Source organism: Candidatus Poriferisodalis sp. (genome assembly GCF_965215815.1).
Taxonomy (GTDB): Bacteria; Actinomycetota; Acidimicrobiia; order Acidimicrobiales; family Poriferisodalaceae; genus Poriferisodalis.
In genome coordinates this window covers 1149678-1165659 of record NZ_CBDCEO010000012.1, presented here as the reverse complement: position 1 = coordinate 1165659, position 15982 = coordinate 1149678, and the positions used below count along the sequence as shown (strand labels likewise).

The window sequence follows — 15982 nt, the reverse complement described above, 5'->3', positions numbered from 1 at the left end:
AGATGGGCCGTCCGGCAGATGGTGGTGGCGTTGGAGGCGGGCGGCTGCTCAGGCGGGGTGCAAGGTGACGAGGCCGCCGAGCTGGGCGAGGTCTTGCAAGGCTTGGTCGTAGAAGAAGCGCGCCGAGCAAGCGTCACGCGCCCATGCTTCCTCGGCCGGAGTCGGGTGGCGCCCAATGGTGCCGATGCTCAGGCCGCCCGTTGTCGCAGAGCTGATCGCCGTGCGATTGCCGATGAGCAGTACCTCGAGCGCATCACTGCGATCGCCGGGTTCGTCGAAGACAAACATCCGCCCGCCATCGGTCACGAAGGGCGTGACGTAGTACGTCCGGTCACCAGCGGGCGTCTCGGTATCGAGCCGCAGCATGAGCACACCGTCAAAAGGGGCGAACGGTGCTCGGGAGACGTGCGGCTGGTCTGGCACGGCGCGCAGCGTATCCAGTGGGGTTGGCCGCAGTCCCAAAGAGCACCCCGAGTTGAGCGATCCCCATCGCCGCAGCGCAGCCGCAGGAGGCCAGATTCGTTAGGTTCGGGGCCACCGACCTGCGAGACCACAGGGGATTTGCCATGGCACAGCGTCAATCGGGCATAGGCGCCACCGAGTACTTCGGATTTGAGACCTCGTTGGCGGACAGCGGCGTCCTGACCGTCACGTTCAATCGACCCGAGGCGATGAACGCCTCGAACGCGCCGATGAAGCGGGACTTGGTCGAACTGCTCACCCAGGCACAGATGGACGACGACGTGCGCGTCCTCGTGTTCACCGGCCAGGGCCGGGCCTTCTGGGCGGGCGACGACCTGCGCGGTTACGAGGAAGCACATCCTGGGTCCACGGCGCCGATCTTCGGCGGCCACCACAACGCGCCGGGCACCTACAACGGACTGCGAACGATCTCACAGGCCGTCAACACAGCGGTCCGCCATCTGGACAAGCTGACCGTCGCCGCGATCAATGGCTTCGCCATCCAGACCGGCTTCAGCTTCGCCTTGGCCTGCGACTTCCGCATTGCGGCACGCTCGGCTCGCATGGGTTCTGCAACGCTTCGGTTTGGCCTGCTGCCCGACGAGGGCGGCCAGTGGCTGCTGGTACAGCACCTCGGTGTGGCCCGCGCGACGGACTTCATGATGCGCAAGCGGATCGTCGATGCATCGGTGGCCCATGAGCTGGGCCTGGTCCATGAAGTGGTCGATGACGACCAATTGCCCGCAGCCACGGCCGAGCTCGCAGCCGAGCTGGCCGAGGGCCCCCAGGTGGCGATGCGCATGCTCAAGCGGTCGATCCAGCTGGCGGCAGAGATGACTTGGGAGCAATCCCTCGACGAGATCGCTTCGAAGACTGCCATCACCGATCACCTGCCTGATGCAGCAGAGGGTGTCTCGGCGTTCCTTGCCAAGCGGCAGCCCGAGTTCAACGACTGGCTCCGCTGAGCCACGAAGAGCCTCGACGAGTCTCCTGCGAGGACCCTCGGTCCCGCACACCTCACTGAGAGTCGCGGCCAGATGGCATACTGCCGCGCATGGCTGCATACTTCATTGCTCAGTACGTCGTAAAAGACGCCGATGCGTATCGGCAGTACCAGAAGGCGGCAGCGCCCACGGTGCAAGCCGCAGGAGCCAAGCTGGTTGCGTTCGACGCTGCCTCCGAGGTGATGGAGGGCACCCCGCCAGGGCCTCAGACCATTGTCTTGGAGTTCCCCGATACCGAAGCCGCCAAGGCTTGGTACAACTCGCCCGAGTACCAGGAAATCGTCGGCATGCGTCTTGAGAACACCGAGGGTTTCTCCGTCCTGGCACAGTCGTTCAACGTCGGCTGAGCCGGAATTCTGGCCGTGAAGCGCGCCGAACAAATCGATCAGATCAAGACGCTGCTCGCGCGCCTCGACTCAGGCACCAACGTCGATGCCGGCGGTGTGCGTTACAACCCCACGTCGGCGTATGCCGATCCAGAACTCGCAGCGCTCGAGCAGCGGGAGTTCTTCGATCGATACCCCCAGATCGTCGGTCTGTCCGGTGACCTCCCCGCGCCGGGGTCGTTCATGACCTTCGACGAACTGAGCACGCCGATCCTGCTGACGCGCTCAGCATCGGGGGAATTCAAGGCGTTCGTGAATGTCTGCCGGCACCGTGGCGTCGTCGTCGAAACAGCAGAGCGCGGCACCAAGCGGCGTTTTGCCTGCCCGTTCCACAACTGGACCTACGACGGCGACGGGACATTGGTGGGATTGCCGAAATCCGACCAATTCGGGGAGCTGGACCGCTCAGAGCTCGGCTTGGTCCCGTTGCCTGCGGTCGAGAAGCACGGCCTGCTGTGGGTGCATCCGGTGCCCGGCGGCGTCATCGATCTCGACGCTCTGTTGGGTGCCGAATTGGCAGCCGACCTCGCCGATTGGGATCTCGGCGAGCTGAGGTGGCTCGGCGGCGACCGGTACGACGTGGCGTGCAACTGGAAGCTCGCCATGGACACCTTCGGCGAGACCTACCACTTTCCGGTGCTGCATGCCGACACGCTGTATGGGGCCTTCTACGGCAACGTGCAGTGCTACGACACCTTCGGCCGGAATCACCGGATGCTGCTGTGCCGGCGCGAGATCGACGACGTGCGCAAGCTGTCGCCCGACGACTGGGATCTGTGCACCGCCACGCTGCCCGTGTACTGGCTGTTCCCGAATGTCCAGTTCATCCCGTCGGGCAGTGTTGTGTACGTGGTCCGTGCCTATCCCGACGCCCGGGAACCGGGGCGGCACATCAGCCGGATCTCGTTCTACTTGCGATCTCACGTTTCGCTCGACACAGCGTCTGACGCTGCATCAGATGCAGACGCCGCTCACTTCGCCGAGGAGGTCACTCGTGGTTTCGGGAACATCATCCGCGACGAGGACTACATGATGAGCGCCAGCCAGCAGCGCTCAGCCAACAGCGGGGCGCTTGAGCACGTCGTGTTCGGACGCAACGAGCCGGCATTGCATCACTTCCACAACACCTACCGGGCAGCGCTCGGCAAAGATCTGCTGCCGTTGCACCCGACGCCCTGATTCGGCTTCAGACGAGGCACGGACCGCAGCTCAGGCTGCCACCAGCTCTTCGATCGCGCCGAGCAGCATGCGCACGTTGCGCATGCGGGCCGTGTGGCCCATGCAGCCGATGCGCCACACCTTTCCTGCCACGGGACCCAGCCCGCCGCCCACCTCGATGCTGTAGCGCTCGAGCAGGGTCCGGCGCCCGGCGACATCGTCGAGACCTGCTGGCAGCGTGACGGTGGTCAGTTCGGGCAGCCGGTGGCCCTCCTGGGCCCACAGCTCGAAGCCCAGCTCCGGCAAGCGGGCGTGCAGCTCATCGCCGCAGGCCTGATGGCGTGCCCAGGCGTTGTGGAGCCCTTCTTCGAGCACCGTTCCGAGGCCGGCGTGCAGCGCATAGAGCATCGAGATCGGGGCCGTGTGGTGGTAGGCGCGAGCGCCCTCGCCGACGACGTACGCACGGATCATGTTGAGGTCGAGGTACCAGCTCTGGGGCTTGGCCACGAGTGATTCGAGGGCGCGGTCACTGACAGTGAGAGGAGCAAGGCCCGGCGGCACCCCCAGGCACTTTTGCGTGCCGCTGTAGGCGATGTCGACGCCCCACCCGTCGATGTCAACCGGGATCCCGCCTAACGACGTGACGCAGTCGACGAGCAACAGCGCATCGCCCTTGGCCTCACCGAGCGGGGCGATGTCGTTGCGCACACCCGTGGAGGTCTCCGCATGCACAACCGCGATGATCTTGGGCGAGGGGTGTGCGTCGATGAGCCGCTGGGGGTCGATGGCGCGGCCCCACTGCTCCTCGACGGCGACAACGTTGGCGCCGCATCGTGAAGCGACGTCACACATGCGGGAGCCGAAGACGCCGTTGACGCCGATGACGACGGTGTCGTCAGGCTCCACGAAGTTGCAGAAAGCGGCCTCCATGCCTGCCGAACCGGTGGCGCTCACGGGGAACGTCAGCAGGTTCTGGGTCTGCCAGACAGTTCGCAGGCGCGCGTTGAGCTCATCCAGCAGAGCAATGAACTCGGGATCGAGGTGGCCGAGCACGGGTCTCGTGAAGGCTTCGATGACTTCGGGATAGGGGTTGGACGGCCCCGGCCCCATCAGAATGCGGTCGCTGTGCGTCACGGGCCCGCACGGTACCGCTCGAGCGGGGGAGCGCTTGACGACGCCGGGGCGGATTGCGGGCCCCTAGTCCCTCAGCAGGATTCCGCGGGCAACATTGACGGCGGTGTGAATCCGGGTTTGGCCGCTGGTGCGTTGTGTCCTGCCGCCCGACGGCAAGAGAGCCGCGATCTCGTTCTGAACGGTGATGGGAATCGCGTCGGTCCCGCCAATGATGCGAACCAGCCCTGGCTGGACGAGTCTGAGAAGTTCTTCTGTTTCGGCCGGCAGCATGCCGGGTGCCGTGTAGACGACGAGGGCGCCAGGCGTCCGCGCCGACAGCGCTGCTGCGACGCCGATGTCGGGCGGGCTCCAGCCGCTGGCCACGATGACGACCCGCTCGCCGGCAGCCACAGGCGCAGATGTTTCGTCGAGGTACTGCGCGGCGAGTTGTGCCGTGTGCGTCCGCTCTGGTCCACTGATGCGCTTGAGACTGGCGCTCGGTGCCACCTCCCGGATCTCATCGGTAACTGCCTGCGAAACTGCCGCCGTGCCGCCCACGACCAGAACGCTTCGAGGTGCCTTGTCAGCGATGAGCTGTCGAGACTCTGCGGGTAGCTCGCTGGCTTCGGTATAGACGACCGCCGAGTACGGAAGTCGGGCCGCCAGTGTCGCCGCGACGCCGATGTCGGGCGGGCTCCATCCATTCGCGACGATGATCACGGCGTTCTGCTCGCGTGCCCCGTCGAGAGCGAGGCGCGCGGCACGTGCGGCTGTGTCGACCCGTGAGCTTCCGGTGATTCGCTTGATGTCGGCGAACGGCTCGGCCTTGGCGAGGGACGCGAGCACCGCAGGGGAGATCGCGGTTTCGCCGCCGACAAACACAATGAGGTGCACGGTCCGGACATCGAGCAGTGCCTCGACGGCCGACGGAAGCTCGTCGTCGTGGGTATACGCGACGGCGGCACCTTTGGTACGCGCCGCGAATGCCGCGGACACGCCAACGTCCGCCGGACTCCAGCCGTTCGCGACAAACAACGTCGTGCCCTCCACACCGTCAACACCGCCGCCGCCTTCACCGCCGCCGCCGCCGGTGGCGTTCACGCGAGAGTTGCCGGTTGTGTGGGAATTGGTGCCGTTGTCGTTCGACGTGATCGACCTCATTGAGGAACCGCCGGAGCTGGTAGCCGACTTGACAGGTCCGTGGTCGTCGTCATAGACGGCTTCGGCCCGCAGGGTGTACCCGGAGTCGCTCCTGGTGACGGTGTAGGTGCTCGAGTCTGTGTCGGGGATCGGTGTCCATTCGCCGCCTGAACGTCTGCGTTGCCACTCCCAGCTCAGATTGGTGATGTCGCCGTCGGGGTCACTCAGGCTTGCTGTCAGCACGCTTCCCAGCGTGGGCTGTGTGCTTGACAGCGTCACGGTGCCCGGCTCGTCCAGATCGGCGACGGTGATCCGGACACCCTGGGACACTGTGAAGCTGCCGTCGAAGGCTTGGACGTCGACCTCGTAGGTGTTGTCGAGATTTGCATCGGCCGGCGCGTTGGCGTCCGGGAATTGTCGGAATCTGAGTTCACCGTGCGCGCTGATCTGAAGATCATGCTGGTCGGGTCCGCCGAGGCTCCAGCTGATTTGGCTGCCGTCAGGATCTCGTGCGCTGTACCACGCGACCCCTGCAGTGTCTTCGTTGATGTGCACGACGTGGGGGCCGGTCAACACGGGTGCTTGTGGATGGTCTTCCACCGTGATGTTGACGGGCCGTTGAGCCGTGGCACCCGACGGGTCCGCAGCGTTGACCGTCAGCCGGTACGTATGGCCCGGATATCCGTCGAGCGGTGCATGTGTCCGGATCTGGCCTGTTGCCGCGTCAATCCTGAAAGAGCTGTTGCTGAGGCCGCTCAATGAGTACACGAGAGGATCGCCTTCGTCGTCGTCGGCGCTAAAGGGGAGCCCGACGGCGTAGCCGGCTGGATCGGTCTCTCGCACCGATCGCTGCGCCGCCACAGTCGAGTCGAAGTAGGGATCAGTGTTGCTGGAGGGTTCGGCGCGCACAGCGCTGTTCCACGTGAACGGCTGCGTCTTGTTCTCGCCTTCACCGTCGCTGTAGCTGACATTGACGCGTAGGTACCGCCCCAGGTCGTCGGATGTCAGGTAGTACGAACTCGACGTGGCGTCGCTGATCGTCGACCAGCTGACACGGTTCGACGAGCGTTGCCAGCTCCACTGCGTACCTGTCACGCTGCCGTCGGGATCGTTGAGGCTCAGGTAGAGCGAGTTGCCTACTTGGGGGTACAGCCCAAAGGGACGCAGCTCCGGGCTCTCATCGACATTCGAGACGCTGATAGTCGCAGCAAGCGAACCCGTGTGGACGCCGTCGAACGCTTCGACGGCGACCGAGTAGACGTTGTCCCGGTTCGCATCGGCTGGCGACTCGAAGTTGGGTGTCTCAGCGAATCTCAGCTGGCCGAACGGATCGATCGTAAAATCAGCACCGTCGCTCCCCGCGACTTTCCACTGGACATCCCCGGACTCAGGATCGTCGGCGTAGAACCGACCGATGATCGAGGTGTCATCGGTATACAGCTCGTCTCGCTCGATCGAGGTGTCGCCGCTCACGGCCGGTGCCTCGTTCACATCGCGCACTCCGATGCGCACCGCCCGCGAGGTCGTCAGCGTGCCATCGGACGCCTCGATGCTGACCTCGTACACGCCGTCGCGATCGGCGTCGCCGGGCTGTTCGAAGTCCGGGGCGCTGGCGATGCTCAGCACGCCGTCGTCACCCAAGTCCAGTGATCCGGAGTCACGGCCGACCAGTGTCAGGGTCACCGTGGCATCTTCAGGATCGATCGCCCGGTACCGGCCCAATTCGCCAGAGCTGTTCTCCGACAGGCTGACTACGCGGGGGCCAAACAGCACCGGTGCTTCCTCGATGCCGGTGACGAACACCGCGACCGTTAGCGAGACTGTGTTTGATCCGTCGGATGCCTGGACCAACAGGTCGTAGCTGTTGTCCCGGCCTCGGTCGGTCGGAGACTCATAGTCGGGCGGAACGGCGAAACGCAGCGCGCCGCGGCTGTCGATTTCGTATGCCTGTCTGTCGACCCCTGCCACCGTCCAGGTGATCTCGTTGCCTTCAGGATCGACGGCGAAGTAGTAACCCAAGACGGTGTCGGCGTTCTCGGTTGTTGTTGCGGTGGCCGGACCGGTCACCGTGGGCTCCTCGTCCACGTCGAGGATCGTCACGGTCACGTCAATCGTCGTGTCGGTCGACGTGTCCGGTTCCCCGTCGCGATCAGTGCCGTCGTGCACCGAGACCGTGAGGGAGTGTGTCTCCTGGGCTTCTCGATCGAGGGCTGCCGCAACTCGCAGCTGTCCCGACGATGCATCGATCTGGAAATTGCCCGCGTCGGTCCCCCCGAGCGAGTACGTCAGCCGGTCGCCGTCGCGATCCGCCGCAGCCACGGGCCTGCCCACGGCGGTTCCCACGGTCGCTCCCTCTGAGATGCTGCGCAGTCCGGATTCCGAGGTCCGGAAGATCGGCTTGGCGCGGCAGTACGGGAGCCCGAGCTGCGCGATGTCGTTTCTCGAAACATACGACAACGATCCGGGCACGCAGCCGGTCAATACGTTGTCGGCGAGTCTGAGTTCTTCCAGCTTCACCAGGTTCTCGAGCTCGACGGGGAAGTCGCCCGTCAGTTCGTTGAGGTTGACCTGCAGCGATGTGAGGTTGGTCAGATTGCCGAGCGAGGCGGGAATGCTGCCGCTCAGGCCATTGCCCGTGAGGTAAAGCTCCTTGAGGTTGGACAGATTGCCGAGCTGCGAGGGAATCGTGCCAAAGTGCTGATTGCCAGCGAGGTGGAGTTCGGTGAGGTTGGAGAGATTTCCCAGCTGTGAAGGAATGTGGCCGAGCAGCTTCGTGCCGGACAAGTCCAAGGAGCGCAGGTTGGTGAGATTGCCGAACGAGGTCGGGAGGGTTTCGAGGAAGAAATTGCTCGTGAGGACGAGCGTCTCGAGGTTGGAGAGATTGCCGAGCTGCGACGGCAGCGGCCTGCGCAATTCGTTGCGCGCGAGGTTGAGGTGGCGGAGATTGGTGAGATTGCCAATCGATGCCGGGATGCTTCCGCTGAGGCTGTTCGAGGCCATGTAGATCGTGGTGAGGCCACTCAAGCTGCCCAGTTCGGTGGGGATGGTGCCGGTCAAACCGAGGCCGCTCAGCCGGAGTTCGGTCACGCGACCGCCCGACATCGTGATGCCCGTCCACCCCGTCATCGCACGTGACGCCGACCAATTGAGCCGGCCCGATCCAGCCAGCGTGGACTTGAGGTCGAGCAGTGTTTCGCAGTCGGCGACGAGGCTCGAGTTGTTGGTGGGATTCGGCACGGCGGTGCCGCTGCTGCACGTCAACGTCTGGGCCGACACAGAGGGCTCGCGAACCGGCGCCACAACACCTGCAAACGCCAGGGAGAACGCCGCCGTGGCGAGTACGGAGCGCCGTCTACGCGCCGTGGCCGCGCCGCGCAGGCCCGAAGTCTGCATGGCGGCTCCCACCAGTCGCATGGTCGAGACCTCGACCGCGTGATCACCAGCCGAGAGGACTCAGAGTAGAGAGCCGGATATGAAATGCAGCGGCAATCCAGGGTTGAGAACGCGACGTCCCCCGTGAGTGGGCGCTGGCCGCTGGACGGCTCAGTTGCCGTCTTGAGGGGGGCGCAGCAGGGCAATGAGGCTGGATGTGTCCCAGCGGCCGCCGCCGAGTTCCCCGATGCGCTTGTAAAACTGGTCAACCAGCGCGGTGACCGGCAACCGAGCGCCGTTGCGCGCGCCCGCCTCGCCGCCCGACGCCGGTGCGTCGACAAAGCCCACCCCACGCACATGAACACGATCTCCGCCCCGTCTGCGGCGTTCGAGGGCGTCTTGGCTCATCGTTCGGTCCTCCGGTGGTCGGGTGTTGCCGTGCGGCGCTCCGCCAGCATCGATTTCACCTCGTGCTTGCGTACCTTGCCCAAGGCGGTGCGTGGCAGCTCGTCGAGCCAGATGACGGCCTTGGGGTGCTTGAAGCGCGCGAGCTGTCCGTCGAACAGGCGCAGCAGGGCTGCCGCCGTGACATCGTCGGACTCGGCATCGTCAGAGTGGGCTTTGTGGCCGAGCGTGTCTGCAGTCGGTGCTGCACGCACCGCCACGATCACGGGAACCTCGCCCCAACGTTCATCAGGCACTCCCACGACGGTGGCTTCCGCGACGAGGTCGCTCCGGGCGAGCACCTCTTCGAGTTCTGCTGGGTAGATGTTCTCGCCACCGGAGATGATCATGTCCTTGCGCCGGTCATCGATGAAGATCCAGCCGCCGGCGTCTGCGTGACCGACGTCGCCGGTACGGAACCAGCCGTCGTTGAGTGCCTCAGCGGTTGCCAGCGGTTCCCGCCAGTACTCCCGCAGAACGCTTTGCCCGCGTACCCACAGCTCGCCATGCTCGCCAGGCAGCGCATCGGTGCCAGCGTCGGTGACGATGCGCACCTCGCACATCGTCGACGGCTTGCCGCACGAACCCGGATGGTCGGCCGCTTCGTCGCAGCGCAGGTGTACGGCGATCGGGGCTGTTTCAGTGGAACCGTAGATCTGCCCGACCGGCAGGTCCCGCTCGAAGTACGGCCCGGTGACGGCACTGGGAACAGGTGACGATCCCGTCATGATCCCGCGCAGCGAGCTGAGATCGGCACTCGCGAAGCGCGGGTGCGCGGCAACGGCGGCGAGCGCTGCCGGTACCAGCACCGTCCAGGTGGGCTGCCACTTCTCGACGTCGGAAAGAAACAGCCCGGGATCGAAGGCGCGATGGATCAGCACCGCCGCTCCGCCCAGCACTGCAGGGAGCGTCTGGATGTTCAGCCCGCCGACGTGGAACAACGGAATGGCCGTCAGCACCCGATCAGTGCTGCTGAGGTCGTGTGCGTGCGTGGAGTTGACGGCATTGGCTGCCATGGCCGCTTGGTCCAGCAGTGCGCCTTTGGGGTGTCCGGTGGTACCCGAGGTGTATGCCAGCAGCACCGGGTGTGCCGGCGTGCCCCGGCGCGCAGGTGCCCCTTCAGGGGCGCTGAAGCCGTGAGGCTCATCAGGCACGACGCGGGTGTCGCACAGCGCGCCGATCAGTGCTGCGTGCTCTTCGAATTCAGTGTCGACAGCCAGCAGGCTCGGGTCGGCGTGGTCGAGGATCCACCGGTGCTCGGGCGGTGCCAGGCGCGAGTTCAGGGGGAGGTAGATGGCGCCCAGCCAGGAACATCCGAGCATCAACCTCAGTGCGGCTGGCCGATTCGGACCGAGCCACGCTACGCGGTCGCCCTCGCCGATGCCCGCTGCTGCCAGCCAGCCGGCAGTCGCGGCGATCTGGTCGGCGAAGGAGTCATAGGTGTGCTCGACCCCTTCGAATGCGAGAGCGGTCGCGTCCGGGCAGTGGTCGGCCCAGCGCTCGACGCGAGCTGCGAGGTCGGCTCCGGTAGCCAGCGGGCGGGGGTCGCTCACAGTGCTGGCTGGTAGGGATCGGTTGGCAGGCCGCTGGCGTGAGTGCTCAGGCCAGATCACCTTGCAGCGCGCCCTCGATCACGACCGCCTCACCGTCGAGGAACACGCTGTGATTCCGCATCGGCAAGTCGAAGTGCCCGAGCGTGTGCCGGCCGGCGTGTTCGTTCGCCCCTGTGGAGTACAGGAAGTTGCCGGCGAAGGCCCGTTGTTCGGTGCCGTTGGTCTGGCTTGGGTCGTACATCGACATGGTGTCCCAGCGGGCGCCGGGGTTCATGCCCCATCCCACATGGCTGGTCGCGTATGCCTCGCGGTCGCCCCAGGCGTCGGTGTAACTGCGGAACAGCGCAGCGTCAGTGCCGGTGCCTTCCACCTCGACGACGTAGTCGTCGCTGATGTGCAGCGTGATCGGTGACTCGATATAGCGCTTGAACGTGAGGTTCATGTCGCCGCGGTCCATCACGATGGTGCCGTTCACGGTTCCGGCCTTGGGGAATGCGAGGCACAGACCGCCGGGCCAATGGCTGATCGTTCCCGGCCGCGAGGTGTACCCCCAGCCGCCCCCGCACGGGGCCTCGCTCACGTCGACGACCAGGTCGGTGCCTGCGGCCGAGGTGACAGCCATCTCGCAAGCCCCGATCAGCTTCTTGATGCCGACCTTCACTTTCGGCTCGAGGTCAGGCGCCGGCAGGAGTCGCTCCAAGGCCTCTGGGTGCTCGTTGGAGACCATCAGGATCCGAGTGCCCTCGCCCAGGATCTTCGGCAGCTCCGGTGCGTGCAGCAGTCCCTCCACCGTGCAGTCGACGACGAAGTCCACAGCGCCGAGGGCTGCAAGGACCGCTGTCGAGCCGGCGATCGCATCCGACGCTCCCGTTGACCTCACGGGTACCGGCGCCGACTGGCGCGGCGTGGGCACGATGACGTGGATGGGCGGTGCGCCGAGGCGATCCAGCGCCAGTTCGGCCAGGTTCACGTTGACGGCCCTGCTCTGGCTCTCCGACAGGATTGCGGCAGTTTGGGGCGGCTCGAGGCCGCACATCTCGAAGACAGACGCGAAGGCGTCGATCCACTTGGCTTCGATTCGTTCGACCAGCATCCGGTCCTCCAGTCTCCCGACAACGCCAAGCTAGAAGGTCGCAGAGCCTGCGAGTACTGCGACCCGGAGCGCGGGCTGCTCAGGCAGCTTCGACAGCAGCGAGATGGGCAACGTCGTTGAAGCGCCGCACCTGCCAGCGCCGACCGTTGTCGCCGTCGAGCAGCTCGAGCTGGGTAATCGACGTCACTGTCGTGACCACGCCGACGCCCGGATGTGCGGGTGAGATCCCGAACGCCATCGCCATCGCGGCGGAGGCGATCCCTCCATGGCAGCCGACGAACACCGTGGCGCCCGGGTGTGCGGCCGCAATGTCATTCAGCGCCTGCGCGACTCGGTGGCGGAACCCGGCCCGACTCTCGCCTCCGGGCACCACCGGGGTGTAGGGCTGCTGTGTCGGACGGATGAAGCCGAAGTGCTCGCGTGCGGCCTCCCACGTCATGCCGTCGGCGGGACCGAGGCGCATTTCTTCCAGATCGTCGTACGTGTGCACTTCGAGGTTGCCGCGTGTCGAACCGCTGCCCAGTACCGGAAGCACGATGTCGGTCGTCTCTCGCGCTCGGGGCAACGGCGACGAATAGACGACGTCGACGGCAGGTTCGCGTCCCGCGGCAAAGCGGTCACGCAGGGCTGCGGCTTGGGCACGACCACGGTCGGTGAGGCCGCGACACCCTTCGGGTCCGCCGACGATTCCCTCGGCCATCGCAACTGACTCTCCGTGCCGCACAATCAGCAGCCGCGAGAGCAACTGCTCGTCAGCCATTTCGCCTGCTGCCGACATCCACATCGGAGAACTCTAGGTCCGGCCTCGCGAGACCAGTCCCCTCCGGCGCTGGCTGCGGGCTAGCGCAACGGGAGAGGCGAACCGATGTGCTGGAAGCGACCGATTCTCCGCTGGGGCCGCGCCGGCATTGCAGCAGTCGGGTCGGTCGGCGTCGCATCGGCATCAAGGTCCATGGGCTCCATCGTGACGGGGTCGAACACCGCCACGGCACCGCTGCGGACGTTGCGGGCAATCCGCACTCCAGCGATGCACTCCGCGTCGGACGCTGCTGCTTCGACAGCATCGGCGAGGCGTTCTGCGGTCCGGGAGAACACGAGCGCCTGAATGCCGGCGCTTGCCGCAGCTGCGGGATGGGTATAGCCAGCTCGTTCCAGTTGTTCGACAGTCGAAGCGACGGTGAGGTCGGCACCTTCCGCAAACACACTGAATTCGTAGGTTCTCGTCACGTCCACTCCGCCTTCCGTTCCCACAATTGATGCCGGGACCTCAGGCCGGATGGCTGTTGGCCCGCCGAGCGTGCGCACTTTAGCCGTGCCGACTCGGTTGCTGTCAAGTGCATTATCCTCGATCTATTTCTCCAATGGCTGTGTTGTCTCGATCAATGTCGATATAACGCGCTCACCCCGACGCTCGAATTGCCTGTGCGACGGAGCGAGTGCTCGCTCACCCCTTGGCGACGCGCCCTCTGTGCACCTGCGCCGTAGCCTGCGAAACCGCAGCGCAGAACCGTCGGAGGCAGTGATGGGATCGATTGAGGCGGAAGTCGAGCCAACGGAGGTGGGGTTCGACCCTGCCCGGCTGGAACGCATCGCACCGCACCTGAATCGCTACGTCGACGATGGCCGCCTGCCCGGCGTCTCGGCACTCGTGACGCGCGGCGGCAAGATCGCGTACACCCACCGCTACGGCGATCGGGACTGCGAGCGGTCCCTGCCGGTCACGTCCGACACGATCTATCGCATCTACTCGATGACCAAGCCGATCGTGTCGATCGCAGCCATGCAGCTGTACGAACAGGGCCTCTTCCAGCTCAAGGATCCGGTGTCTCGGTGGATTCCGTCGTTTGCGAATGCGCGCGTATTCGCGGGCGGCAACGTGATGCAGTACCAGACAACCGAACCGGCCAGCGAGGTCACGATCCACAGCTTGTTGACCCACACCTCGGGCCTGACGTACGACTTTCACTTCTCGAACGAGGTCGATGCGCTCTACCGGGCGAACGGCTTCAACTGGGGGACTCCCGGCAATCTCGAAGAAACCTGCGAAGCCCTTGCATCGCTTCCGCTGCTGTTCGATCCCGGCACCGAATGGAACTACAGCTACTCCACCGACGTGCTGGGCCGGGTTGTCGAAATTGTCTCCGGCCAACCGCTTGACGATTACCTCGTCGAGCACGTGACCGGACCCCTCGGCATGACCGACACGGGCTTCGAAGTGCCATCCGCCGACGCTGAGCGCTTCGCAGCCAACTACACGACAGCCGTCCTGGCAGCGCGCGACTTTGCGGGCAACACGGGGCCATCAATTCCGGCGTACCGCCCCGACGATCCGGGCCTGCGGCGCGCCCTTCTGGACGATCCGCGCACGTCTGCCTACTTGGCGCCGCCCAAGATCCTGTCCGGCGGCGGCGGCCTGGTGTCGACAATGGGCGACTACCACCGGTTCACCCTGATGCTTCGCAATGGCGGCGAGCTGGACGGGGCCCGCGTCATCGGTCGGCGCACCCTCGACTTCATGGCCAGCAATCACCTGCCTGGTGGCACTGACCTCACCGAGTGCGGCCGGGCGCTGTTCTCCGAGGCGGTTTTCGATGGCGTGGGTTTCGGGCTGGGCTTCTCGGTCGTGCTCGATCCTGCGAAGGCCAAGGTCGTGTCCAGCAAGGGTGAGTTCGCTTGGGGAGGCGCCGCATCGACGGCCTTCTGGGTGGACCCGGTCGAGGACATCACCGTGGTGTTCCTGACGCAGCTGCTGCCCTCGAGCACTCATCCCATCCGGCCTGAGCTGAAGGCGCTCGTCTACCAGGCGCTCGTGTGATGCCAGCTGCGTCCGATCCAAACAGCTTCGATCTCGTCATCGTCGGCAGCGGTTCGGCAAATTCGATCCCGGGTCCCGAGTTCGACGACTGGTCGATCGCACTCGTCGAGCGTCACATGTTCGGCGGCACCTGCCTGAACGTGGGGTGCATCCCGTCGAAGATGTTCGTGTACGCAGCAGATGTGGCTGACACCATCCACACTGCCGCGACCTACGGCATCTCCGCCTCATTTGACGGCGCGGATTGGCCCGCCATCCGGGATCGAGTCTTCGGTCGCATCGACCCGATCGCCGAGGGCGGCAAGGTGTTCCGCTGTGGGACTGCCTGCCCGAATATCGACGTGTTTCTGGGCCAGGCGCACTTCGTGGGCGATCGTGAACTGGAAGTCCAGATGAACGACGGCGGCACGGAGCGCATCCGCGGCCGCCACGTCGTGCTGGGCGCGGGGGCACGGCCGTTCATGCCGCCGTTCCCTGGCCTCGATCGCACGCCGTACCACACGTCCGACACCGTCATGCGGCTCGACGAGCTGCCGCAGCGGATGATCGTGTTGGGCGGGGGCTACATCGCTGCCGAGTTGGGCTACGTGTTCTCAGCGCTGGGCACCGAGGTCACAATGATCAACCGCAGCGAGCGGCTGTTGCGGGCCGAGGATGACGACGTTTCCGAGGCATATACCCGTGCAGCGCAGCGACACTTCGATCTTCGGCTCGGCGCAACCGTCACCGGGGTGAGCCCAGAGCCGAGCGGCGGCGTCTCGGTGGAGCTGAGCATCGGCGGGGAGCACCAGCAGGTGAGCGCTGATGTGTTGCTCGTGGCCACGGGCCGGGTTCCCAACGGCGACTTGCTGAACCTCGAAGCGGCCGGCGTGGCCCAAGACGGCGGTCGCGTGCTTGTCGACGAGCATTTCCGTGCGAGCGCGCCGGGGGTGTGGTCCTTCGGTGATCTTGCCAGCGAGATCCAGCTCAAGCACCTCGCCAACGCTCAGGTGCGCGCAATTCGGCACAACCTGCTCGTAGCCGAGGGCGCCGCAGACGGGCCGATGTGCTCGGTGTCGGATCGGCTCGTTCCCCATGCAGTGTTCTCGCACCCGCAGGTCGCGTCGGTCGGCCTCACTGAGCGAGATGCCCGGGCGGCCGGTCTGCCGGTCTCAGTAGCGATCAAGCCGTTCGGACACACGGCCTACGGCTGGGCCATGGAAGACCACACCAGCTTCGCCAAGCTGATTGCACATGCGCAGACCCGTGAGCTGCTGGGTGCCCACATCATCGGTCCGCAGGCTTCCACGCTGATCCAGCAGCTCATCTCGGGCATGACATTCGGCCAGACCGTCGACCAGATGGCGCACGACCAGTTCTACATTCACCCTGCGCTGACCGAGGTCATCGAGAACGCGTTGCTCGAGCTGTAGCGAGCGCCTTAGCGGTCTTGGGAGTCGGGG

The 15982-nt window shown here is 65.5% G+C and carries 12 protein-coding genes and 1 pseudogene; 5 read left to right on the top strand and 8 right to left on the bottom strand.

The annotated features are described in order from the left end of the window. Positions 1-48 precede the first annotated feature (48 nt). Positions 49-423, bottom strand: coding sequence for a hypothetical protein (locus ACOOHB_RS07145; protein WP_420444105.1), 375 nt, complete (start codon positions 421-423; stop codon positions 49-51). A 143-nt stretch (positions 424-566) separates the two neighbouring features. On the opposite strand from ACOOHB_RS07145, the gene ACOOHB_RS07140 reads away from it, so the two are divergent. The 3 genes from ACOOHB_RS07140 to ACOOHB_RS07130 all read left to right on the top strand — a co-directional run bounded on the left by ACOOHB_RS07140 (position 567) and on the right by ACOOHB_RS07130 (position 3031). Continuing rightward, positions 567-1427, top strand: a complete 861-nt coding sequence (locus ACOOHB_RS07140; protein WP_420444104.1) for an enoyl-CoA hydratase/isomerase family protein — start codon at positions 567-569, stop codon at positions 1425-1427. A gap of 89 nt (positions 1428-1516) precedes the next feature. Beyond that, entirely contained in the window at positions 1517-1813 is a 297-nt protein-coding gene (locus ACOOHB_RS07135) for a DUF1330 domain-containing protein (RefSeq protein WP_420444103.1), read from the top strand. Between the two features lie 15 nt (positions 1814-1828). Beyond that, positions 1829-3031, top strand: coding sequence for an aromatic ring-hydroxylating oxygenase subunit alpha (locus ACOOHB_RS07130; protein WP_420444102.1), 1203 nt, complete (start codon positions 1829-1831; stop codon positions 3029-3031). Positions 3032-3061: 30 nt separating this feature from the next. On the opposite strand, the gene ACOOHB_RS07125 is transcribed toward ACOOHB_RS07130, so the two are convergent. The 7 genes and pseudogenes from ACOOHB_RS07125 to ACOOHB_RS07095 form a co-directional block, all read right to left on the bottom strand. Further along, on the bottom strand, positions 3062-4144 hold the full coding sequence (locus ACOOHB_RS07125; protein WP_420444101.1) for a pyridoxal-phosphate-dependent aminotransferase family protein: 1083 nt from the start codon (positions 4142-4144) through the stop codon (positions 3062-3064). Between the two features lie 63 nt (positions 4145-4207). Then, positions 4208-8656 carry a cadherin domain-containing protein gene (locus ACOOHB_RS07120; RefSeq protein ID WP_420444100.1) on the bottom strand — a complete coding sequence of 1483 codons (4449 nt, stop codon included), beginning with the start codon at positions 8654-8656 and terminating at the stop codon, positions 4208-4210. 150 nt (positions 8657-8806) lie between these two features. Next, positions 8807-8938, bottom strand: a pseudogene (locus ACOOHB_RS07115) (oxidoreductase); the annotation flags it as partial. A 101-nt stretch (positions 8939-9039) separates the two neighbouring features. Then, a complete protein-coding gene (locus ACOOHB_RS07110) occupies positions 9040-10632 on the bottom strand; it encodes a class I adenylate-forming enzyme family protein (RefSeq protein WP_420444099.1) in 1593 nt (530 codons plus the stop codon). A 46-nt stretch (positions 10633-10678) separates the two neighbouring features. Further along, positions 10679-11725 (bottom strand): peptidase M29, encoded by a 1047-nt coding sequence (locus tag ACOOHB_RS07105; protein WP_420444098.1) that lies wholly within the window; start codon positions 11723-11725, stop codon positions 10679-10681. Positions 11726-11804: 79 nt separating this feature from the next. After that, positions 11805-12509, bottom strand: coding sequence for a histidine phosphatase family protein (locus tag ACOOHB_RS07100; RefSeq protein WP_420444097.1), 705 nt, complete (start codon positions 12507-12509; stop codon positions 11805-11807). Between the two features lie 56 nt (positions 12510-12565). Continuing rightward, positions 12566-12952 (bottom strand): hypothetical protein, encoded by a 387-nt coding sequence (locus ACOOHB_RS07095; protein WP_420444096.1) that lies wholly within the window; start codon positions 12950-12952, stop codon positions 12566-12568. A gap of 295 nt (positions 12953-13247) precedes the next feature. Between ACOOHB_RS07095 and ACOOHB_RS07090 the strand changes: the two genes are divergently transcribed. Both ACOOHB_RS07090 and ACOOHB_RS07085 read left to right on the top strand, forming a co-directional pair. Then, positions 13248-14540, top strand: coding sequence for a serine hydrolase domain-containing protein (locus tag ACOOHB_RS07090; protein WP_420444095.1), 1293 nt, complete (start codon positions 13248-13250; stop codon positions 14538-14540). After that, entirely contained in the window at positions 14540-15952 is a 1413-nt protein-coding gene (locus ACOOHB_RS07085; protein ID WP_420444094.1) for a mycothione reductase, read from the top strand. The genes ACOOHB_RS07090 and ACOOHB_RS07085 overlap by 1 nt, the downstream gene beginning before the upstream one ends. Positions 15953-15982 lie beyond the last annotated feature (30 nt).

What these genes read in the sequence shown, in the direction of transcription:
- ACOOHB_RS07140 (WP_420444104.1), top strand. Translation starts at nt 567, where the DNA reads ATGGCACAGCGTCAATCGGGCATAGGCGCCACCGAGTACTTCGGATTT.
- ACOOHB_RS07135 (WP_420444103.1), top strand. Translation starts at nt 1,517, where the DNA reads ATGGCTGCATACTTCATTGCTCAGTACGTCGTAAAAGACGCCGATGCG.
- ACOOHB_RS07120 (WP_420444100.1), bottom strand. Translation starts at nt 8,656, where the DNA reads ATGCAGACTTCGGGCCTGCGCGGCGCGGCCACGGCGCGTAGACGGCGC.
- ACOOHB_RS07105 (WP_420444098.1), bottom strand. Translation starts at nt 11,725, where the DNA reads ATGCTGGTCGAACGAATCGAAGCCAAGTGGATCGACGCCTTCGCGTCT.
- ACOOHB_RS07100 (WP_420444097.1), bottom strand. Translation starts at nt 12,509, where the DNA reads ATGTGGATGTCGGCAGCAGGCGAAATGGCTGACGAGCAGTTGCTCTCG.
- ACOOHB_RS07090 (WP_420444095.1), top strand. Translation starts at nt 13,248, where the DNA reads ATGGGATCGATTGAGGCGGAAGTCGAGCCAACGGAGGTGGGGTTCGAC.
- ACOOHB_RS07085 (WP_420444094.1), top strand. Translation starts at nt 14,540, where the DNA reads ATGCCAGCTGCGTCCGATCCAAACAGCTTCGATCTCGTCATCGTCGGC.